At 62.0% G+C, this 26909-nt stretch carries 23 protein-coding genes and 1 tRNA gene; 13 read left to right on the top strand and 11 right to left on the bottom strand.

Annotation, left to right across the window (positions count from 1 at the left end):
* Window positions 1-130: 130 nt before the first annotated feature.
* Both gltX and uvrB read right to left on the bottom strand, forming a co-directional pair.
* Complete coding sequence (gene gltX, locus M8Q45_RS06320) at window positions 131-1612, bottom strand: glutamate--tRNA ligase (RefSeq protein ID WP_249873977.1); 1482 nt, start codon at window positions 1610-1612, stop codon at window positions 131-133.
* A gap of 231 nt (window positions 1613-1843) precedes the next feature.
* A complete protein-coding gene (gene uvrB, locus M8Q45_RS06315) occupies window positions 1844-3859 on the bottom strand; it encodes an excinuclease ABC subunit UvrB (protein ID WP_249873976.1) in 2016 nt (671 codons plus the stop codon).
* Between the two features lie 332 nt (window positions 3860-4191).
* On the opposite strand from uvrB, the gene M8Q45_RS06310 reads away from it, so the two are divergent.
* The 4 genes from M8Q45_RS06310 (at window position 4192) to M8Q45_RS06295 (ending at window position 6545) form a co-directional block, all read left to right on the top strand.
* Window positions 4192-5388, top strand: a complete 1197-nt coding sequence (locus tag M8Q45_RS06310) for an amino acid aminotransferase (RefSeq protein WP_030142042.1) — start codon at window positions 4192-4194, stop codon at window positions 5386-5388.
* 357 nt (window positions 5389-5745) lie between these two features.
* A tRNA-Asn gene (locus M8Q45_RS06305) sits at window positions 5746-5821 on the top strand.
* Between the two features lie 258 nt (window positions 5822-6079).
* A complete protein-coding gene (locus M8Q45_RS06300) occupies window positions 6080-6274 on the top strand; it encodes a hypothetical protein (RefSeq protein WP_003179723.1) in 195 nt (64 codons plus the stop codon).
* A gap of 88 nt (window positions 6275-6362) precedes the next feature.
* Entirely contained in the window at window positions 6363-6545 is a 183-nt protein-coding gene (locus M8Q45_RS06295) for a hypothetical protein (protein ID WP_030142043.1), read from the top strand.
* Here the strand turns inward: M8Q45_RS06295 and M8Q45_RS06290 are convergent.
* On the bottom strand, window positions 6542-7603 hold the full coding sequence (locus M8Q45_RS06290; RefSeq protein WP_030142044.1) for an AI-2E family transporter: 1062 nt from the start codon (window positions 7601-7603) through the stop codon (window positions 6542-6544). The genes M8Q45_RS06295 and M8Q45_RS06290 overlap by 4 nt on opposite strands.
* 146 nt (window positions 7604-7749) lie before the next feature.
* Between M8Q45_RS06290 and trhP the strand changes: the two genes are divergently transcribed.
* Complete coding sequence (gene trhP, locus M8Q45_RS06285; protein WP_249873975.1) at window positions 7750-9078, top strand: prephenate-dependent tRNA uridine(34) hydroxylase TrhP; 1329 nt, start codon at window positions 7750-7752, stop codon at window positions 9076-9078.
* Between the two features lie 347 nt (window positions 9079-9425).
* Here trhP and ctpM read toward each other — a convergent pair whose 3' ends face one another.
* From ctpM to M8Q45_RS06255, 6 genes are all read right to left on the bottom strand, one after another.
* On the bottom strand, window positions 9426-11105 hold the full coding sequence (ctpM, locus tag M8Q45_RS06280) for a methyl-accepting chemotaxis protein CtpM (RefSeq protein ID WP_030142046.1): 1680 nt from the start codon (window positions 11103-11105) through the stop codon (window positions 9426-9428).
* Between the two features lie 227 nt (window positions 11106-11332).
* A complete protein-coding gene (locus M8Q45_RS06275; RefSeq protein ID WP_249877274.1) occupies window positions 11333-12649 on the bottom strand; it encodes a Na+/H+ antiporter family protein in 1317 nt (438 codons plus the stop codon).
* A 235-nt stretch (window positions 12650-12884) separates the two neighbouring features.
* Window positions 12885-14198 carry a sensor histidine kinase gene (locus M8Q45_RS06270; RefSeq protein ID WP_249873974.1) on the bottom strand — a complete coding sequence of 438 codons (1314 nt, stop codon included), beginning with the start codon at window positions 14196-14198 and terminating at the stop codon, window positions 12885-12887.
* Window positions 14195-14863: a response regulator transcription factor gene (locus M8Q45_RS06265; protein WP_030142049.1), complete on the bottom strand. Its 669-nt coding sequence runs from the start codon at window positions 14861-14863 to the stop codon at window positions 14195-14197. The genes M8Q45_RS06270 and M8Q45_RS06265 overlap by 4 nt, the downstream gene beginning before the upstream one ends.
* Window positions 14863-15174, bottom strand: coding sequence for a PepSY domain-containing protein (locus tag M8Q45_RS06260; RefSeq protein ID WP_030142050.1), 312 nt, complete (start codon window positions 15172-15174; stop codon window positions 14863-14865). The genes M8Q45_RS06265 and M8Q45_RS06260 overlap by 1 nt, the downstream gene beginning before the upstream one ends.
* The gene (locus tag M8Q45_RS06255) at window positions 15174-15482 is read right to left on the bottom strand and encodes a PepSY domain-containing protein (RefSeq protein ID WP_030142051.1); all 309 of its coding nucleotides are present in this window, start codon (window positions 15480-15482) and stop codon (window positions 15174-15176) included. Before M8Q45_RS06255 ends, M8Q45_RS06260 begins: the two co-directional genes overlap by 1 nt.
* Window positions 15483-15621: 139 nt before the next feature.
* On the opposite strand from M8Q45_RS06255, the gene M8Q45_RS06250 reads away from it, so the two are divergent.
* From M8Q45_RS06250 to codA, 7 genes are all read left to right on the top strand, one after another.
* Complete coding sequence (locus M8Q45_RS06250; RefSeq protein ID WP_249873973.1) at window positions 15622-16701, top strand: patatin-like phospholipase family protein; 1080 nt, start codon at window positions 15622-15624, stop codon at window positions 16699-16701.
* Between the two features lie 108 nt (window positions 16702-16809).
* Window positions 16810-17097 (top strand): type II toxin-antitoxin system Phd/YefM family antitoxin, encoded by a 288-nt coding sequence (locus M8Q45_RS06245; RefSeq protein WP_249873972.1) that lies wholly within the window; start codon window positions 16810-16812, stop codon window positions 17095-17097.
* Entirely contained in the window at window positions 17087-17374 is a 288-nt protein-coding gene (locus tag M8Q45_RS06240) for a type II toxin-antitoxin system RelE family toxin (RefSeq protein ID WP_283939014.1), read from the top strand. The genes M8Q45_RS06245 and M8Q45_RS06240 overlap by 11 nt, the downstream gene beginning before the upstream one ends.
* A gap of 109 nt (window positions 17375-17483) precedes the next feature.
* Window positions 17484-17840 carry a 6-carboxytetrahydropterin synthase QueD gene (gene queD, locus M8Q45_RS06235; RefSeq protein WP_025212792.1) on the top strand — a complete coding sequence of 119 codons (357 nt, stop codon included), beginning with the start codon at window positions 17484-17486 and terminating at the stop codon, window positions 17838-17840.
* A gap of 273 nt (window positions 17841-18113) precedes the next feature.
* Window positions 18114-18944, top strand: a complete 831-nt coding sequence (locus M8Q45_RS06230; RefSeq protein WP_249873971.1) for an alpha/beta fold hydrolase — start codon at window positions 18114-18116, stop codon at window positions 18942-18944.
* A 189-nt stretch (window positions 18945-19133) separates the two neighbouring features.
* Entirely contained in the window at window positions 19134-20405 is a 1272-nt protein-coding gene (gene codB / locus M8Q45_RS06225; RefSeq protein WP_249873970.1) for a cytosine permease, read from the top strand.
* Between the two features lie 12 nt (window positions 20406-20417).
* Window positions 20418-21665 carry a cytosine deaminase gene (gene codA, locus M8Q45_RS06220; RefSeq protein WP_249873969.1) on the top strand — a complete coding sequence of 416 codons (1248 nt, stop codon included), beginning with the start codon at window positions 20418-20420 and terminating at the stop codon, window positions 21663-21665.
* 218 nt (window positions 21666-21883) lie between these two features.
* On the opposite strand, the gene M8Q45_RS06215 is transcribed toward codA, so the two are convergent.
* On the bottom strand, window positions 21884-22876 hold the full coding sequence (locus tag M8Q45_RS06215; protein WP_249873968.1) for a diaminopimelate epimerase: 993 nt from the start codon (window positions 22874-22876) through the stop codon (window positions 21884-21886).
* 180 nt (window positions 22877-23056) lie between these two features.
* On the opposite strand from M8Q45_RS06215, the gene M8Q45_RS06210 reads away from it, so the two are divergent.
* A complete protein-coding gene (locus M8Q45_RS06210) occupies window positions 23057-24208 on the top strand; it encodes an MFS transporter (RefSeq protein ID WP_249873967.1) in 1152 nt (383 codons plus the stop codon).
* Between the two features lie 201 nt (window positions 24209-24409).
* Here the strand turns inward: M8Q45_RS06210 and M8Q45_RS06205 are convergent, their stop codons facing one another.
* Window positions 24410-26839: a TonB-dependent siderophore receptor gene (locus M8Q45_RS06205; protein WP_249873966.1), complete on the bottom strand. Its 2430-nt coding sequence runs from the start codon at window positions 26837-26839 to the stop codon at window positions 24410-24412.
* Window positions 26840-26909: the final 70 nt, after the last annotated feature.

Raw genomic sequence — 26909 nt, 5'->3', positions numbered from 1 at the left:
GCGAGGCTGCGATCTTACCCCTAGCTATTTGAATCTCAAGCGAAAGATCAAAAGATCAAAAGATCAAAAGATCGCAGCCTCGCTGCGCTCGTCAGCTCCTACACAGCTCCTACACAGCTCCAACGGGGCGTCAGGCAATCGCGCCCAGCAGTTTTTCCCACTCCTTGTTTTCCTTCTTCGACACGCCACCGAGCAGATCGATGGCTTGGCGCAGGCGGAAACGGGTCAGGTCCGGCCCGAGGATTTCCATCGCATCGAGCACCGACACCGAGCTCGCCTGGCCGGTAATGGCGGCAAACATCAGCGGCATGGCGTCGCGCAATTTCAATTCCAGCGATTCGACCACGGCCTGGATGGTCGCGGTGATGCTCTCCTTCTCCCACTGGCGCAGGCTTTCGAGCTTCCACAGGATCAGTTGCATCAACTGCCGTACCTGGTCGCCCGAGAGCTTCTTGGATTCGAACAGCTTCGCATCAGGCGTCACGCCGCCGGCAAAGAAGAACCCGGCCAATGGCGCGATCTGGCTGAACGTCTCGACCCTGCCCTGCACATGCGGCGCGATCTTCATCATGTATTCGGGGTTGAACGCCCACTTCTGAACGCGAGTGGCGAACTCTTCGACCGGCAGATCACGCAGCCACTGGCCGTTGAGCCAGGACAGTTTCTCGACGTCGAAGATCGGCCCGCCCAGGGAGACGCGGGACAGATCGAAGTGCTCGACCATTTCCTGCAGCGAGAACTTCTCGCGCTCGTCCGGCATCGACCAGCCCATGCGTCCCAAATAGTTGAGCATCGCCTCGGGCATGAAGCCCATGCGCTCGTAGAAGGTCACCGAGGTCGGGTTCTTGCGCTTGGACAGCTTGCTCTTGTCCGGGTTACGCAGCAGCGGCATGTAGCACAGCTGCGGTTGTTCCCAGCCGAAGTATTCGTAGAGCAGGATCAGTTTCGGCGCCGACGGCAGCCATTCTTCACCGCGCAGGACGTGGGTGATGCCCATCAGGTGGTCGTCGACCACGTTGGCCAGGAAGTATGTCGGCAGGCCGTCGGTCTTCATCAGCACTTGCATGTCCATGCGATCCCACGGGATCTCGACATCGCCACGCAGCATGTCCGGCACTACGCAGATGCCTTCGGTCGGCACCTTCATGCGGATCACGTGGGGCTCGCCAGCGGCCAGGCGACGGGCGACTTCTTCCTTGGACAGCAGCAGCGCGCGACCGTCGTAGCGCGGGGTTTCGCCCCGGGCGATCTGCTCGGCGCGCATCTGGTCGAGTTCTTCGGCGGTGCAGAAGCAAGGGAATGCGTGCCCCATGTCCACCAACTGCTGGCAGTACTGTTTGTAGATCTCGCCGCGCTCGCTCTGGCGATACGGGCCGTGCGGGCCGCCAACGTCCGGGCCTTCGCTCCAGTCGATACCGAGCCAGCGCAGGGCGTCGAAAATCTGCTGTTCCGATTCGCGGGTCGAACGCAACTGGTCCGTGTCCTCGATCCGCAGGATGAACTCACCGCCGTGCTGCTTGGCAAAACAATAGTTGAACAGGGCGATGTAAGCGGTGCCGACATGGGGATCGCCAGTGGGCGAAGGCGCGATGCGGGTACGGACGGTGGTCATGGCATGTCTCGGAAAGAAGATAAAAGCGAAGATCAAACAGGGGGCGAATGGTAACAGGCGATGGTGGGCGGGCTCCAGTGAGAGCGGGATTTGTGTGACCTGCCGTTAGACCGAGTCGCGCCCATCGCGAGCAAGCTCGCTCCCACAGGGAACCAGGTTGTCCGGGCTGGACACGGTCCAATGTGGGAGCGAGCTTGCTCGCGATGAGGTCCTAGGCATCGCCACAAAACCTCAGACAGCCAACAACCGCTCCCGCAACTTGCCAATCTCATCACGCAACTGCGCCGCCGCCTCGAATTCCAGGTCCCGGGCCAGTTGGTACATTTTCTCTTCCAATTGCCGGATCCGCTTGGTGATCTCACTCGGCGAGCGCAGTTCGGCCTCGTAGCGGGCGCTCTCTTCGGCGGCCTTGGCCATGCCCTTGCGCTTCTTGCTGCGCGAGCCGGGCACGGTGGCGCCTTCCATGATGTCGGCGACGTCCTTGAACACACCTTTGGGGGTGATGCCATTGGCCAGGTTGAAGGCGATCTGCTTGTCGCGGCGGCGCTCGGTCTCGCCGATGGCCCGCTCCATGGAGCCGGTGATGCGATCGGCATACAGAATCGCCCGGCCATTGAGATTACGCGCCGCGCGACCAATGGTCTGGATCAACGAGCGCTCGGAACGCAGGAAACCTTCCTTGTCCGCGTCGAGGATCGCCACCAGCGACACCTCGGGCATGTCCAGGCCTTCGCGCAGCAGGTTGATGCCCACCAGCACGTCGAAGGTGCCCAGGCGCAGATCACGGATGATCTCGACCCGTTCAACCGTGTCGATGTCCGAGTGCAGGTAACGCACCCGCACGCCATGGTCGGCGAGGTAGTCGGTGAGGTCTTCGGCCATGCGCTTGGTCAGCGTGGTGACCAGCACCCGTTCCTCCAGCGCCACGCGCTTGGTGATTTCCGACAGCAGGTCGTCGACCTGGGTCAGCGCCGGGCGCACTTCGACTTGCGGGTCGACCAGCCCGGTCGGCCGTACCACTTGCTCGACCACGCGACCGGCATGCTCGGCCTCGTAGTTGCCAGGGGTGGCCGAGACGAAAATCGTCTGCGGGCTGACGCTTTCCCATTCGTCGAAGCGCATTGGCCGGTTGTCCAGGGCCGAGGGCAGGCGGAAACCGTATTCCACCAGGGTTTCCTTGCGCGAACGGTCGCCTTTGTACATGGCGCCAACCTGGGGCACGCTGACGTGGGATTCGTCGATCACCAGCAAGGCGTCAGGCGGCAGGTAGTCATACAAGGTCGGCGGCGGCGCGCCCGCCGGACGACCCGACAGGTAGCGCGAGTAGTTCTCGATGCCGTTGCAGTAGCCCAGCTCCAGGATCATCTCCAGGTCGAAACGGGTCCGCTGCTCCAGGCGCTGGGCTTCCACCAGCTTGTTGTTCGAACGCAGGTATTCCAGGCGCTCCTGCAGCTCGGCCTTGATCCCTTCGATGGCGTCCAGCAGGGTCTCCCGCGGCGTCACGTAGTGGCTCTTGGGGTAGAACGTGAAGCGTGGCAACTTGCGGATCACTTCGCCAGTCAGCGGATCGAACGCCGAAATGCTCTCGACTTCATCATCGAACAGCTCGATGCGGATCGCTTCCAGGTCCGATTCCGCCGGGTAGATGTCGATCACATCGCCGCGCACGCGGAACGTCGCCCGGGCAAAATCCATGTCGTTGCGGGTGTATTGCAAATCCGCCAGGCGCCGGAGCAAGGCGCGCTGGTCGAGTTTGTCGCCGCGGTCCACGTGCAGCACCATCTTCAGGTAGGTCTCGGGACTGCCCAAGCCATAGATGCACGACACCGTGGTGACGATGATCGCGTCTTTGCGCTCGAGCAATGCCTTGGTCGCCGACAGTCGCATCTGCTCAATGTGGTCGTTGATCGAGGCGTCCTTCTCGATGAAGGTATCCGACGACGGCACGTAGGCCTCGGGCTGGTAGTAGTCGTAGTAGGAAACGAAGTACTCCACGGCATTATTCGGGAAAAACGCCTTGAACTCGCCGTACAACTGCGCCGCCAGGGTCTTGTTCGGCGCCAGCACCAAGGTCGGCCGCTGCACCTGGGCGATCACGTTGGCGATGCTGAAGGTCTTGCCCGAGCCGGTCACACCGAGCAATGTCTGGTGCGCCAACCCGGCCTCGATGCCTTCGACCATCAGGCGGATGGCCTCTGGCTGGTCGCCGGCGGGCTGGAAGCGAGTGACGAGCTGGAATTCAGACATGACATGACCCCTGGGTTCATTCCCATCAGCCAGGCGACGGGAACAAGAAAGACCGAAACGACTGACGCCGCCCGAGGAAAAAGTTGGAATTCACACAATGTGGAGGTGAATGCCTTCGCTTTCAAGACGAACGTCCTACACGCCTTGCAGACTTTGACGCTGCGAAGGGACTAACGGTCGAAAAAAATCGAAAATACTTACGGTAAACACCGAATAGCCTGTCGCCGTGTTCGGTGATGGCCTCTATACTAGCTCCCCGTTTGTGCACCGCTCTAGTGCATCCGGCTGGAGCGCGACACGTCCCCTCACTCTCCATTCAGAGCCGCGCACTAATGAGCCTGTTTTCCGCTGTCGAATTGGCACCACGCGACCCCATCCTGGGCCTCAACGAAGCTTTCAACGCCGACCCCCGTACCAATAAGGTCAACCTGGGCGTGGGTGTTTACTGCAACGAAGAAGGGCGCATTCCATTGCTGCGCGCCGTGGTCGAAGCCGAGACGATTCGCGTGGCCCAGCACGTTTCCCGTGGCTACCTGCCGATCGACGGCATCGCCGCCTACGACCAAGCGGTCCAGACCCTGCTGTTCGGCAAGGACTCCGCGCTGATCGCCTCCGGTCGCGTCATCACCACCCAGGCCGTAGGCGGTACCGGCGCATTGAAGATCGGCGCCGACTTCCTCAAGCAACTGCTGCCTGACGCCGTCGTCGCCATCAGCGACCCGAGCTGGGAAAACCACCGCGCCCTGTTCGAAACCGCCGGCTTCCCGGTGCAGAACTATCGCTACTACGACGCCGCCACCCACGACGTGAACCGCAGCGGCCTGCTGGAAGACCTCAACGCCCTGCCCGACCGTTCGATCGTTGTGCTGCACGCCTGCTGCCACAACCCGACCGGCGTGGACCTGAGCCCGGAAGACTGGAAAAACGTGCTGGCCGTGGTCAAGGCCAAGAACCACGTTCCGTTCCTGGACATGGCCTACCAGGGCTTCGGCAAAGGCATCGATGAAGACGCCGCCGCCGTGCGCCTGTTCGCCGAGTCGGGCCTGACCTTCTTTGCCTCCAGCTCGTTCTCCAAGTCGTTCTCGCTCTACGGCGAGCGCGTCGGCGCCCTGTCGATCGTCAGCGAGTCGAAAGAAGAAAGTGCCCGGGTGCTGTCCCAGGTCAAGCGCGTGATCCGCACCAACTACTCCAACCCGCCGACCCACGGCGCCAGCATTGTCGCCGCGGTGCTCAACAGCCCAGAGCTGCGGGCCCAGTGGGAAGAAGAACTGGCCGAGATGCGCCTGCGCATTCGCGGCATGCGCGACCAGATGGTGGACATGCTGGCCAAGGCCGCGCCGCACCACGACTTCAGTTTCGTCGCACGCCAGAGCGGGATGTTCTCCTACTCCGGCCTGACCGTTGAACAAGTGACGCGCCTGCGCAACGAGTTCGGCATCTATGCCCTGGACACCGGCCGCATCTGCGTGGCCGCGCTGAACCAGAACAACATCGAAGCGGTGACCAAGGCCATCGTCCAGGTGATCTGACGCTCGATGGGTTGAAAAACGGGAGGCCCTTGGCCTCCCGTTTTTTTGGGCCAAACCCTGTGGCGAGGGAGCTCGCTCCCGCTGGGGCGCAGGAGTTGCGTAGGAGCTGTCGAGTGCAACGAGGCTGCGATCTTTCCCCAGCCACTTGAATCTCAAGCGAAAGATCAAGATCAAAAGATCGCAGGCTTCGCCAGCTCCTACAGAGCCCAGCGGGAGCAAGCTCCCTCGCCACGAAAGCCCCGAGTAACTGTGTGAAGCGGTAACATTTTGCTACCCAAACACCTCAGCCACAAAAATCCCGCCCAATCATCAACCCAAGCTTGACTTCTCTTTTCCAATCAGTAACATACGCGTCATTCCGCGATAGCTCAGTTGGTAGAGCAAGTGACTGTTAATCACTGGGTCCCTGGTTCGAGTCCAGGTCGTGGAGCCAGACAGCAACAATCAAAGCCCCTGAATCGAAAGATCCAGGGGCTTTTTTGTGGGCGCTTTTCAGCCTTCAAGGCCCGCGGATGGCCGTGGACCGCCTGCCCAAGGTCGCTACCAGAACAATAATCTGGCGCCAATGCGGCATCATGGTCTGAATCCTGCTTTGTTTTTTCGACTCCCCAAGCTGTCACCTGAGCGTCATGGCGGTGCCGCACACTGTCCCGGTCCGCCATTGCAGCTTCACAACAACAAGGACGAAGCCATGCCAACACAAAACCCTCACCGCATCGTTGGACTGTGCACCTCGAGCAAGGTGTACAACGCACTGACCGAGCTCAAGCACCTGGAAGGCCACCGCAGCGCCAAGTTCCTTTCCCTGCTCGCGGAAAACCTGGTCCGCAAGGGCCTGCTCAACGAGCAGGAGGTGGTGCACATGCTCGATCTGGTGGTCGATTGAGCGACGTCGATTCCCACTATCGAGCCTGTTGATTTTTCCCCATCCCGCAGGACACGTAAGGTAACCCCATCGATTGATGGAGGTTCCCATGCCCAAGGTTCAAATCATGTCTGTTGTTGGCAGCGCCGTCCCCGCCCCGCTCAGGGAGCGCGGCCTGTTGGCTTGCTGGTACCTGGTGCAGGACGGCGTGACCGTCAGCGGCCCGCTGACTTCCCTGCCCGCCGCCCAAGCCATGTCGCAGCGTATCGGTCCTTACTTGCTGCGCGCCTAGGGCAATTGCACCCGAGGCGTGTTCTCGACGAACAACGCCCAGCAGGACATGAACAGCGCCGCGATCAACGGGCCGATGACGAAGCCGTTCAGGCCGAACACCGCCAGCCCGCCCAGCGTCGAGACCAACACCATGTAGTCGGGCATCTTGGTGTCCTTGCCCACCAGGATCGGACGCAGGAAGTTGTCCACCAGGCCGATCACGAAAACGCCGAACAGCACCAGCACCACGCCCTGCCAGATCGACCCGGAAAGCAGGAAATACACGGCCACCGGCGCCCAGACGATACCCGCGCCCACGGCCGGCAACAGCGACAGGAACGCCATCAGCACCGCCCAAGGCAACACCGTCGGAATGCCCAACACCCAGAAAATCAAACCACCCAGCGCACCTTGGGTGATCGCGACGAGCAGGTTGCCCTTCACGGTCGCCCGCACCACCCGGTTGAATTTCAGTTGCAGGCGGCGCTTCTGGTGCTCGGCCAAAGGCACGGCCGAGCGCACCTTGCGCACCAGCTCCGGACCGTCGCGCAGGAAGAAGAACAGCAAATAAAGCATCACGAAAAAACTCACCAGGAACTGGAACGTCCCTTGGCCGAAACTGAATGCCTGGGTGGCGAAGAACTCGCTGCCCTGCATCGCGCTCTTGACGATCTTGTCCCGCAGCCCGCTCAGGTTGCCCAAGCCGAAACGATCCAGCAGGTGCTGGAAGTACGGCGGCAGCGCGTCCTTGAAGCGAGCCAGGTAATCGGCAACGTCCAGCTCGCCGCTTTCCAGGCTCTTGTACAGCGCAGCACCTTCCTGAACCAGCAAGGTACTGATGACAATCACCGGCAAGATCGCAATCAGCGTGCAGATGGCCAGGGTCAACAGCGTGGTGAGGTTGCGTGGCCAGTTGAGCTTGAATTGCAGGCGACGCTGCAGCGGCGCGAAGACGATGCCCAGGATGACCGCCCAGAACACCGCCCCATAGAACGGCAGCAGGATCCAGACGAAGGCGATACTGACCAGGATCAGCAACACCATCTGCGATTTGTTTTGGAGGTTCTTTCGGTTCATTTGCTTTCCATGTCCTTGGCAGTTAAACGTTAGTCCGCCAGGACTCGCCGGAGTGCCGTCGCGTCTGCAGCGCACCCTTGATCCAGATCAATACCACCGGGCCGGCCGTGGCATACCCTCGCCGCCTTTTGCGATCCGACGCCACCATGCCCCTCGTAGCCCCCGAACTGCTCGCCCCCGCTGGCACCCTGAAAAACATGCGCTATGCCTTTGCCTACGGTGCCGACGCGGTATACGCCGGCCAACCGCGCTACAGCTTGCGGGTGCGCAACAATGAATTCGACCACGCCAACCTGGCCGTCGGCATCGACGAGGCCCACGCGCAGGGCAAACGTTTCTACGTGGTGGTGAACATCGCCCCGCACAACGCCAAGTTGCGCACGTTCCTCAAGGATCTCGAACCGGTGATCGCCATGGGGCCGGACGCCTTGATCATGTCCGACCCCGGCCTGATCATGCTGGTCCGCCGGCATTTCCCACAGATGCCGATCCACCTGTCGGTGCAGGCCAATACGGTGAACTGGGCGAGCGTCGAGTTCTGGCAACAACAGGGGCTGGGCCGAATCATCCTGTCCCGGGAGTTGTCCCTGGAGGAAATCGCCGAGATTCGCCAGCAGGTGCCGGCCATGGAGCTGGAAGTGTTCGTCCACGGCGCGTTGTGCATGGCCTATTCCGGACGCTGCCTGCTGTCCGGCTATCTGAACAAGCGCGATGCCAACCAGGGCAGTTGCATCAACGCCTGTCGCTGGAAATATTCGGCGCAACCAGCGGTGGAAAACACCGTGGGTGATATCGTCCAGGTGTATCAGCCGGAACCGACCCTGGGCCTCGGCGCGCCGACCGACCAGGTGTTCCTGCTGCAAGAGGCCAATCGCCCGGACGAAGCCATGCCTGCCTTCGAAGACGAGCACGGCACCTACATCATGAACGCCAAGGACCTGCGAGCCGTGCACCATGTGGAAAAACTCACCCACATGGGCGTGCACTCATTGAAGATCGAGGGCCGGACCAAGTCGCATTTCTATTGCGCGCGCACCACCCAGGTGTATCGCCGCGCCATCGATGACGCGGTGGCGGGTCGGGAGTTCGATCGCAGCCTCATGGCCGACCTGGAATCCCTCGCCCAGCGCGGCTACACCGAAGGCTTCCTGCGCCGGCATGTGCATGATGAATACCAGAACTACCAGAACGGCAGCTCGGTGTCGGAGCGCCAGCAGTTCGTCGGGGAGCTGACCGGCGCCCGGCGCGAGCGCTTGGCCGAGGTCCGGGTGAAGAACCGCTTCGGCCTGGGGGATCACATGGAGCTGATGACACCCAAGGGCAATTTCCACTTCGACCTGCATCAGTTGCAGAACGTCAAAGGCCAAAGCATCGACGTCGCGCCGGGGGATGGGCACGTGGTGTATGTGCCGATTCCGGATGCGGTGGATTTGCGGTTCGGGTTGTTGATGCGGGATGTAGCGACGGCGCCCTGAGAGCGATTCTTGGCGAGGGAGCTTGCTCCTGCGGGGGCATAAGAGCTGCGTAGGAGCTGTCGAGTGAAACGAGGCTGCGATCTTTCCCCAGCCACTTGAATCTCAAGCGAAAGATCAAGATCAAGATCAAGATCAAAAGATCGCAGGCTTCGCCAGCTCCTACAGAGCCTAGCGGGAGCAAGGTCCCTCGCCACAATGTGTATGACTTGAGTTGGGGGAACGACTTGCCGGCAGAAACTGCCGAAGGCTGCGATCCTCCGCTTCCGATAGGGCCTGGTAGCCCAGGCGAAAACATCTGGATCGAAAGCGAAAGATCGCAGCCTTCGGCAGCTCCTGCTGCCCCGGGATCAGATCCGGAACTGCCCCACCAACTTGCCCAGCCGCTGGCCCAGGTCGGCCAGGCTACGGGAAGTCTGCGCGCCGAGCTGGGTTTCGTCGGCGACGCTGTCCACGGCCACGGCGATCTGGTGCACGCTGCGGTTGATTTCCTCGGCCACCGCTGTCTGTTCCTCGGCGGCGCTGGCGATCTGGGCGTTCATCGAGTTGATGGTGCCGATCAGCTGGGCCATCGTGTCGAGGGAGGCGCCCGCCTCGTTGGCCCGTTCCGAGGTGCCGTCGCCGGCCTCACTGGAACGGCGCATCGCTTCCACCGCCGCATGGGTGCCCGACTGCAGGCGGTCGATCATGCCCTGGATTTCCTGGGTGCTTTGCTGAGTCCGGCTGGCCAGGGCGCGAACTTCATCCGCCACCACCGCAAAACCACGCCCCGCCTCACCGGCACGCGCAGCCTCGATAGCAGCGTTGAGGGCCAGCAGGTTGGTCTGCTCGGCAATCGACCGAATCACCCCAAGCACGCTGACAATCGAAGCCACGTCCTGTTGCAAGCTGTCCAGGGACACCCCGCTGCTGCGGATATCGTTCACCAGTGCATGAATCTGCTGGATGCTGCCGGCCACCACCCGCTTGGCGGACTGGCCTTCTTCATCGGTCTGCTGGGCCGCGACGGCGGCGCCCTGTGCACTGCGAGCGACTTCCTGGGCCGCGGACGACATCTCGTTGATCGCCGTGGCGACCTGATCGGTCTCGTGGCGCTGACGTTCCATCGCCTGTTCGGAGCGCTGGGCCTGCTCGGACACCTGTGTTACCAAGCCGGTCAGTTGCGAGGTCATGTCGGTGATCTGCCGCACCAGGCCATGGATCTTGTCGACAAAACGGTTGAACGAACCGGCCAGTTGGCCCAGCTCATCCTGACTGGTGATCGCCAGGCGCCGGGTCAGGTCGCCCTCGCCCGCCGCGATGTCATCGAGGTTGTCTTTCATCAAATGCAGCGGACGCAGGATGGTGTTGGCGAGCAGCAGGCCCACCACCGCGATCACCAGCAACACCACGGCGGCGATCCCGACGATGCTCAGGATCACGCCTTGCACACGATCGTGGACCTTGGCTTCCACCAGCGCCACCTGGGCTTCGATGCCGTCCAGGTTGACCGAGCTGCCGACCGCCATGTCCCATTTGGACAGGTATTCGGTATAGCCGAGCTTGGGTACCAGGTCCTTGCTGCCGGGCAGCGGCGAGCTGTATTCCAGGTAATGCGTACCGTCCTTGGCGACTTTCACCAGGTCACGGTTGACGTAGACACCGTTCGGGTCGCGGTTGTCCTTGAAACTCTTGCCCACGCCATCGGGGCTGTTGGCCTTGAACAGGCGAATGGTCTCGGAGTCATAGCCGAAGAAATAACCATCCTTGCCATAACTGACGTTGGACAGCAGCTTGATCGCCTGGGCGCGCGCCTCGTTGTCGCCAGGCGCGGCGGCATCGTAGAGCGGCTTGATCGCGGTAAGACCCACCGCCACGTAGTTCTGCAACGTGGCCTTGGCTTCGCTGAGCAGACGTTCACGGGTTTGCTGGACTTCGTTGCTGGCCTGCTCTTTCAAGATGAATGCGGTGGTCAGGCTGATGATCACCGCAGACAGCAAAACCGGCAGTATTGCCAGGGACAGGACTTTAGCCTTCAGGCTCAGGCGCATGCTGTTCACTCTTGTAGATGTTATGGCGTGGTTAGCTGGGTTAACGGCAGCGCACGGCAAAACTGTAGGACAAGGTGAACAGGGCTTATGGGAAGGATTGACTTTAAGGGCCCCATCGCGAGCAAGCTCGCTCCCACAGAATTCGGTGGCGTACACAACTTCTGTGTTCACACCGCCCTCCCCTGTGGGAGCGAGCTTGCTCGCGATGAAGGCGACTCGGTCCCGAGTTACAACACCATCGCCGCCACCCAACCAAACGCCAACAGCGGCAGGTTGTAGTGGATGAAGGTCGGGACCACGGTGTCCCAGATGTGGTGGTGCTGGCCATCGATGTTCAGGCCGGAGGTCGGGCCCAAGGTCGAGTCCGAGGCGGGCGAGCCGGCGTCGCCCAGGGCACCCGCGGTGCCGACGATGCAGACGATCGCCAGCGGGCTGAAGCCCAGCTGCAGGCACAGCGGCACGAAGATGGTCGCCAGGATCGGCACCGTGGAGAACGACGAGCCGATGCCCATGGTCACCAACAGTCCCACCAGCAACATCAGCAGCGCGCCGACAGCCTTGTTGTGGCCGATCCAGGCCGCCGAGGTTTCCACCAGGCTCTGGACTTCACCGGTGGCCTTCATCACCTCGGCGAAGCCCGAGGCGGCGATCATGATGAAACCGATCATCGCCATCATCTTCATGCCTTCGGTGAACAGGTCATCGGTCTCGCGCCAACGCACCACACCCGAGACCGAGAAGATCAGGAAGCCGGCCAGCGCACCGATGATCATCGAATCGAGCAAGAGCTGGATGGCGAACGCCGCCGCGATCGCCAGCCCAGCTACCAGCAGGGTCAGCGGGTTGTAACGCACCGCGACTTGCTCGACCCGAGCGATTTTCTTCAAGTCGTAGACCCGCTTCTTGCGGTACGTGACAAACGACAGCACCAGGCCAAACACCATGCCCAACGCTGGAATGCCCATCGCGTGCGTGACGTTGATGCCAGTGACGTCCACGCCACTGCGGGCGATATTGGCGAGCAGGATCTCGTTGAGGAAGATGTTGCCGAAGCCCACCGGCAGGAACATATAGGGCGTGATCAGGCCGAAGGTCATGACGCAGGCGATCAGCCGGCGGTCCAGCTGCAGCTTGGTCAGCACGTAAAGCAGCGGCGGTACCAGCAGCGGAATGAAGGCAATGTGGATAGGCAGGATGTTTTGGGAAGCCACCGCAACCGTGCCCAGCAGGCCGATCAGCACCCATTTGACGCCAGACCCGCCGGCGGCTTCCTGGCGGTCCACCAAGGCCAGGGCCTTGTCGGCCAAGGCGTGGGCCATACCGGATTTGGCAATCGCCACCGCGAAGGCGCCCAGCAGCGCGTAGGACAATGCCACCGTCGCACCGCCACCGAGGCCTGCATTGAATGCCTTGAGCGTCGCCTCGATCCCCAGGCCACCCATCAAGCCGCCGACCAATGCGCCGACAATCAGCGCGATCACCACATGCACGCGGGACAGGCTGAGCACCAGCATGACGCCAACCGCGGCAATTACTGCATTTATCATCGTTACCTCAAAGCACAGCGATGGAAAGCCACCGGACAAAAAGGTCGCGACTTTGCAGCAAGCGGCGGCAAGCTGCAAGGGTCATGCAGCGGGTTTTGCAGTCACTGCCCATCCATTGTGGGAGCGAGCTTGCTCGCGATAGCGGAGGGTCAGTTGATATTCATTTTGCTGAACTGACGCTATCGCGAGCAAGCTCGCTCCCACAGGGGCTCTGCGCCACCATTGGTATGTTTCAGCGCCTGGGCAATTCGATCACGACCTTCAATCCACCCCACTCGCTCGCATCCAACGCCAACGTCCCGCCCCAGGTATCGACGATGTCGCGCACGATGCCCAGGCCCAGGCCGTGGCCGTCGGTCTGCTCGTCCAGGCGCGTACCGCGGCTGAAGACCTGGTCGCGGCGGTCTTCTGGGATGCCCGGGCCGTCGTCCTCCACGGTCAGACGGAAGCCTTCGGCCGTCTCGGTCACGCTCAGGCGCACTTCGGCGTCGGCCCATTTGCAGGCGTTGTCCAACAGGTTGCCCAACAGTTCCAACAGGTCTTCCCGATCCCACGGCAGGTGCAAGCCGGGCGGCGCGACGCAGGCCAGATGCAGGTGCTCGCCATGGATCATGTTCAGCGTCGCCAGCAACCCCGGCAATTCGGCGTCGCAGTCCAGGTGCGCACCCGGCAAGGCATCGCCCGCCAACCGGGCGCGGTTGAGTTCGCGGTTCAGGCGCTGGCGGACCTGCTCAAGTTGTTCAAGCAACAGCTTGCGCAACTCCGGGTAGGGATCGAGCTTTTCGTTCGAGGCCAGGCTTTGCAGCACCGCCAGCGGGGTTTTCAAGGCGTGGCCCAGGTTGCCGAGGGCATTGCGTGAACGCTTGAGGCTGTCTTCGGTATGGGCCAGCAGGTGGTTGATCTGTGCCACCAGCGGCTCCAGTTCCCTGGGTACTTGTTCATCGAGTTGCGAACGCTGCCCGCGCTGCAACTGGGCGATCTGCTCCCGGGCTTTCTCCAAGGGACGCAAGGCGCGCTGCACCGTAAGCCGTTGCAACAGCAGAATCAGCAGCAAGCCCGCCAAGCCAAGGCCAAGGCCGACCTGCTGCATTCGCAGGAAGCTGTCACGCACCGGGGTGTAGTCCTGGGCGACGCTGATGGAAATGGCCTGGCCCAAGCGTCGATAGTCGGTGCGCAAGACCAGCAGTTTCTGGCCTTCGGGGCCCAGTTGCAGGTTGCTGTGCAGCCCCGGATGGTCGAGTTGGGGCAGTTCCTGGTCCCAAAGGGAACGGGAGCGCCAATGCTCTTCGGCAAAATCGATACGGAAGTAATGCCCCGAAAACGGTCTCAGATAAGCCGGAGACAAGCGCCGCTCATCCAGTTGCAGGCCTTGCGGTCCGCGTACCAGGGCCACCAACAGGTTTTCACTGTCGTTGCGCAATCCTGCTTCCAGGTAACGCTGCAAGCCCAACTCGAATAACCACAAGCTGGTCTGTGCCAGGATCAGGCCGACCACGACCATCACACCGATCAATCCAAGGCTCAGGCGCCGCTGGATGGATCTCACTGCGCCTGTCCGCCGAACAGGTAGCCTTGGCCGCGGCGGGTTTCGATCACGCTGCGCCCCAGTTTGCGGCGCAGGTGGTTGACGTGGACTTCCAGCACATTGGAATCGCGCTCGGTTTCACCGTCATACAGGTGCTCGGCGAGGTGGCTTTTGGAAAGAATTTGCTCGGGATGGAGCATGAAGTAGCGCAACAGGCGGAACTCGGCGGCGGTCAGTTGGATTTCCGCGCCGTCGCGAATCACGCATTGCCGACCTTCGTCCAGATGCAACCCCGCCGCCTGGAGCGTCGGCTGATTGACCTGTCCATGGGAACGGCGCAGCAGCGCCTGGATGCGCAGGTGCAGTTCCTCGGGGTGGAACGGCTTCGTCAGGTAATCATCGGCCCCGGCCTTGAGCCCTTCGATGCGCTCGGCCCAGGAACCGCGGGCGGTGAGGATCAGCACCGGAGTGCTCAAGCCTGCGGCCCGCCATTGGGCCAGGACATCGAGCCCCGGCACTCCGGGCAGGCCGAGGTCGAGAATGATCAAGTCGTAGGGCTCGCTGCTGCCCTGGTACACCGCATCGCGACCATCGGCGAGCCAATCGACTGCGTAACCCTGTCGGGCCAGCCCGGCCATCAGCTCGTCGGCCAGGGGCACATGGTCTTCCACGAGGAGCAGGCGCATCAATCTTCCTTATCTTTGAGTAAACGGCCGGTTGCGGCCTCAAGGTCCAGTTCGCGCACTACGCCATCGGTATCCAGCAGCTCGACTTCATAAATGTAGACGCCGTGCTTTTCCTCAAGCTCGGCTTCCAGCAACTTGGCGCCGGGGTGGCGGTCCAGTGCCTGTTGGAGCAAGTGTTCCAAGGGCAGGATCACGCCCTGCTGGCGCAATTGCAGGGCTTCGTCCTGATCCAGGTCTCGGGCTGCCGCCAGCGAGCAAAACGTCAACAGCGCCAGCGCCCAGCGGCTGCGGGCGCGTAGATTAAGCTTCATTACGTATCCTGATGATTCTTGAGCACCTCGCCGGTAACGGCGTCGAGTTCCAGGTCCCACTCGATGCCTTTGGCATCACGCAGGTCCACCTTGTAACGGTACTTGCCGTAGTCCTCTTCCAGCTCGGTATCGGTCACCTTGGCATCCGGGTGTTTGGCCAGGGCAGCGGCGTTGAGTTTCTCGAAGGACAGGATGGTACCAGCGTCCAGCAGTTTTTTGGCCTCGTGGTCATGGAGGTCTCTTGCTTGAGCCAAGCCAGCGGTCAGGATCATGAACGTCGCGATAAAAAAGGCAGTCAGGCGGTTCACGGGTTATCTCCTTTTTATAATCTTTACCGGAAAACTGTATCGGGGTGAACTTAACTGAAACTGAATTGCCATCATGGAATACGCCTCTCCCCTGCAAGACTCCCTATAATCGCTGCACCCGCTAGACCATGAGACCGGTATGACCGCCATCCATATCAAGTTCCCCGCCCTTGCCCTCAAGGCCGGCCCCCGTGCCTTCCAGCGTATCCGCCAGGCGGGCCTCAGTGCCGCCGACGTCGGCACCCTGCCCGGCGCCGCCGGTGGTCCGAAGGCATTGGGTATCCAGGGGCTGGACCTGGCACTGTTCGGTGAATGGCTCCCCGCCGCGCCCCGGGAGCGTTCGCTGATCGGCGCTTCGGTCGGCTCGTGGCGCTTTGCCAGCGCCTGCCTGCCAAACGCCGCCGAGGGCATCCAGCGCCTGGGCACGTTGTATAACGAACAGAGTTTCGCCAAAGGCGTGACCATGGCCGGCGTCAGCCAAAGCTCCCGGCGCATGCTCGATGACTTGCTGGAAGGCCGCGACCTGACGATCCTCGACAACCCGCATTACCGGCTCAACATTATGGTAGTCAAGAGCCACGGCCTGCTATCACAAGACCACCGAGGCCGGCTGGGCCTGGGTTTGTCGTCGGTGATCGCCGACAACCTGCGGGGCCGTGCACGCCTGTCGCGGCATTTCGAACGGCTGATCGTGCACGACCCACGCCTGGCCCCACCGCTGCATCCGCTGACAGACTTCCCATCGCGCTTCGTGCCGCTGGTGGCCGGCAACCTGCGCCAGGCATTGCTGGCGTCCGGCTCGATTCCAATGGTGATGGAAGGCGTGCGCAACCTGCCCGGCGCCGGCGCGGGCACCTACCGCGACGGTGGACTGCTGGACTACCACCTCGACCTGCCCTACAGCGGCGAGGATATCGTCCTCTATCCGCATTTCACCGACCGGATCATTCCCGGCTGGTTCGACAAGGGCCTGCCATGGCGCAAGGGCAACGCCGAACGCCTCCAGGACGTGCTGTTGCTCGCCCCGTCGCGCGAATACCTCGCCCGCCTGCCCTACGGCAAACTGCCGGATCGCAACGACTTCAAGCGCTTCATGGGCGACGACCCGAGCCGTCGCAAATACTGGCGCACGGCGATGGACGAAAGCCGCCGGCTCGGCGACGAATTCCTGGAACTGACGGCCAACGGTGGATTGGGCGAGCGTTTGCTGACCCTTTAGTCAGCATGCTCGCGCATCACGGCGGTGAAGGTAGGAGGTCTTGGATTAAAGCTTGTCTGAACGAACCAAACAAGACCAAAATAAAGCCCTTTTAAAGGAGCCAACTTCATGCAAACCGTTTTGGCTGATGTGGCCGTCAGCGTCTCTGAACTGAAAAAAAATCCATCTGCGGTCCTGAGCGGAGCGAACGGTTCGCCCGTGGCGGTGTTGAACCATAACCGCGTGATGGGCTACATGGTACCGGCCGATGTCTACGAGGCGATGATCGAGCGCCTGGATGAATTGGAATTGGCCCAAGTGGTCAAGGCGCGGCTCGAGGCCAACGAAACACCCGTTCGGGTATCACTCGATGATTTGATTGGCGAGGCTGAGGCTGATATAGCCAATGGGCATTGAATACGGTGTTGAATGGGACCCAAAGGCCCTGAAGGAACTCAAGAAACTGGACGGTGCCGTCCGTCTGCAGTTATTGAAGAAACTTCGAGAACGACAGGGGCACCCTCGTATACCGGGCGATGCCCTTCACGGAATGAAGGATTGCTACAAGATCAAATTGCGCGGGGCGGGTTATCGACTCGTCTATCGAGTTGAGGATGAAAGGATCGTTATCCTGGTAGTAGCGATCGGCAAGCGAGAGCGTAGCAACGTCTACGATTCGGCAAAGACCCGCTAGCACGACTGCATTTGCTGACCCTTTAGTCAGCATGCTCGCGCATCACACGAATCAACCTGATAAACTCCGCCGCCTGCCTCGCGACCGCTACCTTAAAGAGCCTGAACCTGTGGAAATCTTCAAAGAATTCACCTTCGAATCCGCCCACCGCCTGCCCCACGTGCCCGAAGGCCACAAGTGCGGCCGCCTGCACGGTCACTCGTTCAAGGTGGCGATCCACCTCAGTGGCGACATCGACCCGCATACGGGCTGGATTCGCGACTTCTCGGAAATCAAGGCGATCTTCAAGCCGCTCTACGAACGCCTCGACCACAACTACCTCAACGACATCCCTGGCCTGGAAAACCCGACCAGCGAAGTCCTGGCCAAGTGGATCTGGAATGAGTTGAAGCCGCTGCTGCCGGAACTCAGCGCCATTCGCATCCACGAGACCTGCACCAGCGGCTGCATCTATCACGGCGAATAACGCCGCTCTGCGGCAAAGGCGCTTTGGTGGCGAGGGAGCTTGCTCCCGCTGGGCTCTGTAGGAGCTGTGTAGGAGCTGTGTAGGAGCTGCCGAGCGAAGCGAGGCTGCGATCTTGGTCCAGGCAATTGAGTGGCAAGCGAACGCTCAAAATCAAAAGATCGCAGGCTACGCCAGCTCCTACACAGCCCAGCGGGAGCAAGCTCCCTCGCCACGGTTTGTTCTACCGATGTATTGGCCTATGATTCCAAAGCCAATTCAGACGGGAGTTCGAGCATGACCCACTGGCTGCTGGATCAGGTCTACAACTTCAACGGGCACTCTGTCCGCTACGCCATCCACGGCGATGGCCCGCCGCTGGTATTCGTCCACGGCACGCCGTTTTCTTCTTATGTATGGCATCGGATCGCGCCGCTGTTCTTCACTACGCACCGAGTGCACTACTTCGACCTGCTGGGTTATGGCCAGTCCGCGCAACCAGATGCCGATGTGTCCCTGGGCGTACAGAACCAACTGCTCGCCCAACTGCTGGAACACTGGAAGCTGGAACGCCCGGACGTGGTGGCCCATGACTTCGGCGGCGCCACCGCGCTGCGTACGCACTTGCTCAATGACAAGGACTACCGGAGCCTGACCCTGATCGACCCGGTGGCCCTGTCACCGTGGGGTTCACCTTTTGTCCAGCACGTACGCCAACATGAAGCGGCGTTCAGCGGCCTGCCCGACTACATCCAGCACGCCATCGTCCCGACTTACATCCGCGGCGCGATCAAGCGAGACATTCCTGACGCAGAATTGGCGCCCTACGTGCAGCCGTGGCTTGGCGAGCCGGGCCAGGCGGCGTTCTATCGGCAAATTGCGCAGATGGACGAGCGCTATACCGACGAGGTCGAGGTCCTGTATCCGAAGGTGCGCTGCCCAACGCAAATCCTATGGGGCGAGGATGACCAATGGATCCCCATCGAGCGCGGCCGGGCGCTGCACGGGATGATTCCCGGGGCGCTGTTTCAGCCCGTGCCGAGCGCCGGACACCTGGTCCAGGAAGACGCGCCGGAAGTGATTGTCGCGGCGGTTTTGCGGTTCTTGGCGGTGCATCGTGCCTCCTGAAGGAACCGCTCCCACAAAGTAACCGCCTACACATCAAGGCCTGTGTTCCAACTTGAATCACCGCCGCACCGCTTTTGCTCCTCGCAGCACACCCTACCCGTGGATTGACTATAAATAACCAGCCCTCAGCCGCTTGGCACGGCCGCTGCACGCTTGCGACTTTCCCTCTCCTACGCAAGGACCGCCACAATGACTCAGAACGATCCAGGCAACGATTATCCCTTGAGCGAGGTCCCGATGAATGCTCGCAAGGGTTTGGCCTCCACGGCCATGGTGCTGTTGGGCTTCACGTTTTTCACCGCGACCATGTTTGCCGGCGGCAAGCTGGGCGTGGCGTTCGGTTTTGCCGAGATGCTCACGGTCATTGTCATCGGTAATCTGCTGCTGGGCCTCTATGCCGCAGGCCTGGGTTATATCGCCTTCAAGAGCGGGCTCAATTCGGTATTGATGGGCCGCTTCTGTTTTGGTGAGGTGGGCAGCAAGCTCAGCGACTTGATCCTCGGCTTTACCCAGATCGGCTGGTACGCCTGGGGCACGGCCACCGCGGCGGTGGTGCTGGGCAAGTATTTCGAATTGGGCCAGGGGACGGTGCTGGGGCTGATGGTGCTGTTCGGGCTGGGGTTCTGCGCCACGGCGTATATCGGCTATCGCGGACTGGAAATCCTCTCGTACGTCGCCGTACCGGCCATGCTGTTGCTGCTGATGCTCTCGATGTGGGTCGCGACGCAGAAAGTTGGCGGCCTCGACGGACTGATGGCGGTGGTGCCCACGGGCAACCTGGACTGGTCGACCGCGATCACCCTGGTTTTCGGCACGTTTGTCAGCGGCGCCACCCAGGCGACCAATTGGACTCGATTTTCCCGTTCGGCGAAGGTCGCGGTGCTGGCGAGCCTGATCGGTTTTTTCCTCGGCAACGGCCTGATGGTGCTGATCGGCGCCTACGGGGCCATCGTCTACCAACAGCCTGACGTGGTCGAAGTGCTGCTGTTGCAAGGCTTTGCCATGGCCGCGATGGCGATGTTGCTGCTGAACATCTGGAGCACCCAGGACAACACCATCTACAACTTCGCCGTGGCCGGCTGCAACCTGCTGCGCACCCGTCGGCGCAAGGCCGTCACCCTGGCCGGCGCGGTGATCGGCACACTGCTGGCGCTGCTAGGCATGTACGACATGCTGGTGCCTTATCTGATCCTGCTCGGCACGGTCATCCCGCCGATTGGCGGCGTGATCATGGCCGATTTCTTCTTTCGCTGGCGCGGTCGTTACCCGCGCCTGGCAGAGACACAGCTGCCAGCGTTCAATTGGCCCGGGCTGTGCGCCTATGGCGTTGGCACCCTGGCCGCTTTCAACGCGCCATGGATCGCACCACTGGTAGGAATCGCCGCCGGCGCGCTAACGTATGTGCTATTGATCGGCGTAACCGGCACTCGTACTGCTGACGCGCCCCTACAAGACCTCTAAAGGACTCGCCCGATGCACATCATCAACGCCCGCCTGCGCAATCGTGAAGGCTTGCATGAACTGCACCTGGAAAACGGCCTGATCGCCAGTATCGCCCGCCAGACCGAGGCTCCCAGCCTCGGCCCTGAAGACATCGATGCCGGAGGCAACCTGGTGGTGCCGCCCTTCGTCGAGCCACACATTCACCTGGACGCCACACTGACCGCCGGCGAACCGCGCTGGAACATGAGTGGCACGCTGTTCGAGGGCATCGAGTGCTGGGGCGAACGCAAGGCCACCATCACCCACGAAGACACCAAGACCCGCGCCCGGAAAACCCTCCAGGCCCTCGCCGCCCACGGCATCCAACATGTGCGCACCCACGTCGACGTGACCGATCCCGCACTCACCGCCCTCAAGGCAATGCTCGAAGTGCGCGAAGAGAGCCGTCATCTGGTGGACATGCAGATCGTCGCGTTTCCCCAGGAAGGCATCGAGTCCTACCGCAACGGCCGCGAGCTGATGGAAGAAGCGATCCGCATGGGCGCCGACGTGGTGGGCGGCATTCCGCATTTCGAGTACACGCGCGACCAGGGCGTCAGCTCGGTGAAATTCCTGATGGACCTGGCCGAGCGCACCGGCTGCCTGGTGGACGTGCACTGTGACGAAACCGACGACCCGCACTCGCGCTTTCTCGAAGTGCTCGCCGAAGAAGCCCGCAGCCGCGACATGGGCGCCCGCGTCACCGCCAGCCACACCACCGCCATGGGCTCCTACGACAACGCCTATTGCGCCAAGCTGTTCCGCCTGCTCGGGCATTCGGGCATCAGCTTCGTGTCCTGCCCGACCGAGAGCATCCACCTGCAGGGACGCTTCGACAATTTTCCCAAGCGCCGCGGCGTCACGCGGGTCAATGAGCTGCTCGAAGCCGGGATGAACGTGTGCTTCGGCCAGGATTCCATCGTCGATCCGTGGTACCCGCTGGGCAACGGCAACATCCTGCGAGTGCTCGAAGCCGGGCTGCATATCTGCCACATGCTCGGCTACCGCAACCTGCAAAGCGCCCTGGACCTGGTCACCGACAACAGCGCCAAGGCCATGGCCCTGGGCGAGCGCTACGGTCTGGAGCCCGGACGCCCGGCCAACCTGCTGGTCCTTTCCGCCGACAGCGACTACGAAGTGATCCGCAGCCAAGGCCTGCCGCTCTACTCGATTCGCAACGGTGAAGTGTTGATGAAGCGGCAGATGCCGGTGGTGGAGTTCGGGCCGCAGCTGGGATGAAATCCCCAACACGTGGGAGCGAGCTTGCTCCCGGCGGCGATCCGACGATAGCAGTCTCCCAGTTAATACCTTTGCGGCTGGGCTGACGCCTTCGCGAGCAAGCTCGCTCCCACAGGGATCTTCAGCTGACACAAATATTGTGTCCGGCGTCGCTCCAATGTGGGAGCGAGCTTGCTCGCGAAGAGGGCATTGACCACACCGCAAAATTTGCGCAGACGCTAAGGCACAGGCCGCGCCGCACCAAACAATCTGACCCGCACCAGCTCCCCCGCCTCTTCTTCCAGCAGAATCGGCGCAGTCCCGCCCGGCATCACGACCCTGACCACCCCGGCCTTCACCCAACCCACCCGCCACGCGGCACTGGCCACGGCGCTGGCGCTGGTGCCCGACGACGCGGTAGGGCCTTCGCCCCGCTCGAACACCCGGGCGGCGATTTGTCCTTCGGCTTCAAGCCACGCCCACTGCAGATTGATCCCCGCCAGACATGGGTTCCCCGAGCCGCCGGGCGCCGCATAGGCAATGTCGGTCAGGTGCTGTGAGAGGGCCGGCGCGCGCATCTGCGCAAGACTCGGCAACGCCGCCGCATCACCGAGCAAAGTCACGCAGTGAGGATTGCCGATGCGCACGAACTGGCTGTAGCCCCACGCCCTGTTCAACGCATGAAGCGCTGGCACACGGCTCACTTCGCAGGGGCCGAACATCACGCTTTCGACACCTTGGGCAGCCACGGCTCGTGGTCCGAACAACGGCGCGCCCAGGTCCAACCAAAAACCCTGGACACCTTCGAATTCAGCAGCGCGAACCGAGGTCTGCACCGGTGAGACGCCTTCAGGTTTGTCGTGATGAACCTGCAGCAGACATTCACCGTCGCCCACCAGCAAACCTCGCGCCTGCAAGGCCAGGGAGAAAATCGTCAAGCCATTGCCGCTGCGCTCGGCCAACGTCCCATCGGTATTGACGATCAACAGATCAAACGGCGGTGCGTCCTGGAACGGGCCGATCAGCAGGCCGTCACTGCGATGGGCCTTGGCATCCGGCGGCGCTTCACCCGGCGCCCATGCACAAAAAGCCTGCACGGCGGCAGCGCTCCAGGTCTCTCGGGTTTGCGCAGCCTGGGCAGCAGACGACGGCAGGTCGATCCCCAGGGCACGGACTTGCCGTGGCGAAGCGACGCCATAGATATTGCCGCGTGCATCGTAGAACTGTGCCATGGACAAACCCGGATCGATCAACAAGGGCCGTTACTGTATGCCGGCGAAGACTACGAGGGCAAAGCTTGCCGGACACCCTGGCATTCGCGTCGGCACCTTGAGGTCGCAGTGAGGTCAGTGGATATGCAAGCATAGGCGCCTGCTCGCAACACCGTACCGCACCAAAGCCAAGGATGTTTCATGACCGCGATTACCCCTCCACCTACCTTTGCTCCCGGACGCCTGGAACAGATGTCCACCCGCATCGCCTACCTCATCGCCGGGATCGGCATCGCCGCCTGGGCGCCGCTGGTGCCTTACGCCAAGGTGCGGGCGAACCTGGACGAAGGCACCCTGGGCTTGCTGCTGTTGTGCCTTGGGGTCGGGTCGATCCTGGCGATGCCGATTTCCGGTGCGCTGGCGGCACGGTTCGGCTGCCGTCGGGTGCTCAGTGGCGGCACGCTTTTGGTCTGCCTGGCGCTGCCGCTGTTGGCAACGATGAGTTCCCTGCCGTGGTTGGTGGCTGCATTGTTTTTATTCGGCGCCGGGCTCGGCACCGTGGACTCCACCGTGAACCTGCAAGCGGTCATCGTCGAGCGCGCCAGCGGCAAGACCATGATGTCGGGGTTCCACGGCATGTTCAGCCTCGGCGGGATCATCGGCGCGGCCGGCGTCAGTGCGCTCCTCGGCCTGGGGCTTTCACCGCTGGTGGCGACGCTGGCCGTCAATGCCGTGCTGTTGGTGGCGCTGTTCAAGGCGGCGCCGCACCTGCTGCCCTACGGCAGTGAAAGTTCAGGACCGGCGTTTGCCATTCCCCACGGCGTGGTGCTGTTTATCGGCATCCTGTGCTTCATCGTATTCCTGGCCGAAGGCGCGGTGCTGGACTGGAGCGCCGTATTCCTGGCTAGCGAGCGCGCGGTGGATACCGCCTATGCCGGGTTGGGTTATGCCGCGTTTGCGTTGACCATGACCGTCGGCCGGCTGACCGGCGATTCGGTGGTGCATCGCCTGGGCGCCAAGCGCGTGATCATCTACGGCGGGTCGATCGCGGCGGCGGGTTTCCTGATGGCCACCGTCGCGCCGATGTGGCAAGCCGCGCTGCTGGGTTATGCATTGGTCGGCGCCGGGTGTTCGAACATCGTGCCGGTGCTGTACACCGCCGTCGGCAAACAGACATTGATGCCCGAAGCCATCGCCGTGCCGGCCATCACCACCATCGGTTACGCCGGCATCCTTGCGGGGCCGGCATTGATCGGGTTTGTTGCCCATGGCAGCAGCCTGGGCATTGCGTTCGGCTTGATTGCGCTGTCGTTGGTGGCGGTGGCGGCCAGTGGGAAGGTGTTGAAAGTCTGAAGCCTTGCAGATTTTCCCGTGGCGAGGGCGCTTGCTCCCGCTGGGCCTGTAGGAGCTGTCGAGCGAAGCGAGGCTGCGATCTTTTTCCCAGGTATTTGAACTCAATTGAAAAATCAAAAGATCGCAGGCTTCGCCAGCTCCTACAGAGCCGAGCGGGAGCAAGCGCCCTCGCCACGGGGGGACCTCAACCTTGCGGCTTGATCAAAACCCCACGCTCGCCTGCACAAAGAACGTCCGCGGCGCGCCAACGTAGATACCCGAGTTGTTGTCGCTGGAACGGGTGTAGTACTGGTGATCGAACAGGTTCTTGACCCCGGCGCCGACTTTCAGGTTCGACAATTGCTCGCCGAAGTCATAACCGGCCCGTACGTTCCAGAGCATGTAGCCCGGCATGTCGCCGTACTGGCCATCGGCGCTGCCGTCGGTGATGTAGTTGTCGCTGAAGCTGCCGTCAGGATTGACACTGTTGCCCGGTGAACGCTGCTTGGACTGGGCGAAGCCGTCGAGGTTGTAGGTCCAGCGATTGACGTCGTAGCGCAAGCCCACGGTGGCTACCTGGCGAGAGTAGAACGGCAGGTCGCGGCCCTTGAAGCTTGGGATATCCCCTTCATAAGTCGCGCGGGTGTAGGTAAAACCAGCACTGGCGGTCAGGCCCTCGAGGCGCGGATCGAGCGCGGCCATGTCGTAGTGCACCGACGCTTCCACGCCCTGGTGCTTGGTGGCGCCCATGTTGGTCCAGCCGACGTCGTTGCTGATGTACTGCAATTCGTCGTCGAAATCGATGTAGAACAGCGTCACTTCGCCGCCCCATACGTCATCGTTGTAGCGCGTACCGATCTCGTAGGTCTTGGCCTTTTCCGGGCTCAGGCCATTGGCGGTGTTGTTGCCCTCACCGCCCTGGCCCAATTGGAAATACTGCAGGCTGCCAAACGAGGTTTCGTAGTTGGCGAACAGCTTCCAGGCGTCGGACAGGTGATACATCACGCTCAAGGCCGGCAGCGGTTCGTTGCTGTCGATGCTGCGGCGCTTTTCCTGCACGGGATTGCCGGCGGTGTCGAGCACCGGGCGGTCGTGCCATTCGGTGCTGATGCGTTCGAAGCGGATGCCTGGGGTGATGGTCCACTTGCCCACATCGATCTTGTCATCGATGTAGACCGCGTGCGCTTCGGTGCCACCGGTCCGGTCCTGATAGACGTGGCCGTCGGAACCCGGACGCACAACCGGTTCGTTGTTACGCAGCGCCAGGCGGCTGGCCTCTTCGTGCATGCCTTCCTTGAGGTAGCGGTAACCGACACTGGCTTCCTGGGTGGTGGGCCCGAAATCAAACACATGGGAAACCCGAGGCTCGATGCCGAAGGTGTAATACGTGCGCGGGTAGGACACCAGGTTGCGCTGGTCCCGGGACGCGATGGTGCTGCCACGGTAGCTGTCGGAGTAGTAGGTCAGCACCTCGGCCTGGGTACGATCGCTGATTTCACGAATCCACTTGAACGACACATCCTTGCGCCGCCCGCTGAAGTTGTCCCAGTCGCGATCGGACTGGTACGGATCGGCGTCGTACTGGGCCTGGGTCAAACCGCCCGGCATGTCGGCCTTGGCGTCGTAGTAATGGAAATTCAACGAGAAGTCATCGACATCGGTCGGCGCCCAATGGGTCTTGAGAATGACGTCGTCGATGTCGTTGCCGTTGTTGCTCTTGCGAAAACCGTTGCCGTTGACGCCGGAATACAACAGCGCCACGCCCAGGCCGTTGTCAGCGGTGCCGCCGAGAAAAGCCGTGTCGATGTGCTTCCAGCCGCCGCGCTGGGACGTTTCCAGGGTGCTGCCGATATCCCCGGTGGCTTTCTCCGGAATGGCGCGGGTGACGAAGTTGATCACCCCGCCGACGTTCTGCGGCCCATAGCGCACCGACCCGGCGCCGCGCACCACGTCGATGCTGTCCAGGTTGCCGGATGAAATCGGCGCCATGGACAGTTGCGGTTGGCCGTAGGGCGCGAACGCCGCGGGTACGCCGTCGATCAACACCGTGGAGCGTGGCGACAGGCGCGACGTGAGGCCGCGCACGCCGACGTTCAAGGAAATATCGCTGCCGCCGGTGCCGTTGGCGTCCTGCACTTGCACACCGGGCACGCGACGCAACACATCGCCGACGTTCATCGCGCCCTGCTCGACCATGGCTTCGCGGCGGATCACCGTCCGCGCGCCGGCGTGGTTCTGCACCACTTCGGCATTGGCATCGCCGAGCCAGTCGCCGACCACCTGGATGTCGGTGGTGCCCAGCTCCAGCGGGCCCGCCGTGGGCGCCGGCAGAATAGTCACCGAGCCTTCATCGATCTGGTATTGCAGGCCGCTGCCCCGCAAGAGTTGGCTGAGCGCCGCCTCCGGGGACAAGTTGCCTTCCACCGCCGGCGCGTGCTTGCCAGCCACCCGTTCCGGACTGAAGAAAACCTGCAGCGAGGTCTGCTGGCCCAGTTGGCTCAGCGCCTGGCCCAAGGGTTGCGCCTGGATATGGATCGCCGTGGCGACCTGGTCGGCAAAAGCCTGGGGCAACCCGGCGCTGACAGCCAGGCTCAGGGCCAGCGGCAGCCAGCGTACGGGGAGGCGTTTGTTGTTTTTGGCGGAAGTTTTCACGTCGAACCTTGTCCTGTCGAATCGCAAGAATACGCGTCTGTTAATGCAAACCAGTTGCAGTTGAACAAGA

The sequence above is a fragment of the Pseudomonas sp. T1.Ur genome (genome assembly GCF_023516725.1).
Lineage (GTDB): Bacteria > Pseudomonadota > Gammaproteobacteria > Pseudomonadales > Pseudomonadaceae > Aquipseudomonas > Aquipseudomonas alvandae.
The sequence above is the reverse complement of the archived record's forward strand: the minus strand, read 5'-3'. Positions and strand labels throughout refer to the sequence as shown.

Bases quoted from the DNA above. Each gene is read 5' to 3' on its own strand.
- gltX (WP_249873977.1), bottom strand. From the start codon at position 1,612: ATGACCACCGTCCGTACCCGCATCGCGCCTTCGCCCACTGGCGATCCC.
- uvrB (WP_249873976.1), bottom strand. From the start codon at position 3,859: ATGTCTGAATTCCAGCTCGTCACTCGCTTCCAGCCCGCCGGCGACCAG.
- M8Q45_RS06310 (WP_030142042.1), top strand. From the start codon at position 4,192: ATGAGCCTGTTTTCCGCTGTCGAATTGGCACCACGCGACCCCATCCTG.
- M8Q45_RS06300 (WP_003179723.1), top strand. From the start codon at position 6,080: ATGCCAACACAAAACCCTCACCGCATCGTTGGACTGTGCACCTCGAGC.
- M8Q45_RS06295 (WP_030142043.1), top strand. From the start codon at position 6,363: ATGCCCAAGGTTCAAATCATGTCTGTTGTTGGCAGCGCCGTCCCCGCC.
- M8Q45_RS06290 (WP_030142044.1), bottom strand. From the start codon at position 7,603: ATGAACCGAAAGAACCTCCAAAACAAATCGCAGATGGTGTTGCTGATC.
- trhP (WP_249873975.1), top strand. From the start codon at position 7,750: ATGCCCCTCGTAGCCCCCGAACTGCTCGCCCCCGCTGGCACCCTGAAA.
- ctpM (WP_030142046.1), bottom strand. From the start codon at position 11,105: ATGCGCCTGAGCCTGAAGGCTAAAGTCCTGTCCCTGGCAATACTGCCG.
- M8Q45_RS06265 (WP_030142049.1), bottom strand. From the start codon at position 14,863: ATGCGCCTGCTCCTCGTGGAAGACCATGTGCCCCTGGCCGACGAGCTG.
- M8Q45_RS06260 (WP_030142050.1), bottom strand. From the start codon at position 15,174: ATGAAGCTTAATCTACGCGCCCGCAGCCGCTGGGCGCTGGCGCTGTTG.
- M8Q45_RS06250 (WP_249873973.1), top strand. From the start codon at position 15,622: ATGACCGCCATCCATATCAAGTTCCCCGCCCTTGCCCTCAAGGCCGGC.
- M8Q45_RS06245 (WP_249873972.1), top strand. From the start codon at position 16,810: ATGCAAACCGTTTTGGCTGATGTGGCCGTCAGCGTCTCTGAACTGAAA.
- M8Q45_RS06240 (WP_283939014.1), top strand. From the start codon at position 17,087: ATGGGCATTGAATACGGTGTTGAATGGGACCCAAAGGCCCTGAAGGAA.
- M8Q45_RS06230 (WP_249873971.1), top strand. From the start codon at position 18,114: ATGACCCACTGGCTGCTGGATCAGGTCTACAACTTCAACGGGCACTCT.
- codB (WP_249873970.1), top strand. From the start codon at position 19,134: ATGACTCAGAACGATCCAGGCAACGATTATCCCTTGAGCGAGGTCCCG.
- codA (WP_249873969.1), top strand. From the start codon at position 20,418: ATGCACATCATCAACGCCCGCCTGCGCAATCGTGAAGGCTTGCATGAA.
- M8Q45_RS06215 (WP_249873968.1), bottom strand. From the start codon at position 22,876: ATGGCACAGTTCTACGATGCACGCGGCAATATCTATGGCGTCGCTTCG.
- M8Q45_RS06210 (WP_249873967.1), top strand. From the start codon at position 23,057: ATGACCGCGATTACCCCTCCACCTACCTTTGCTCCCGGACGCCTGGAA.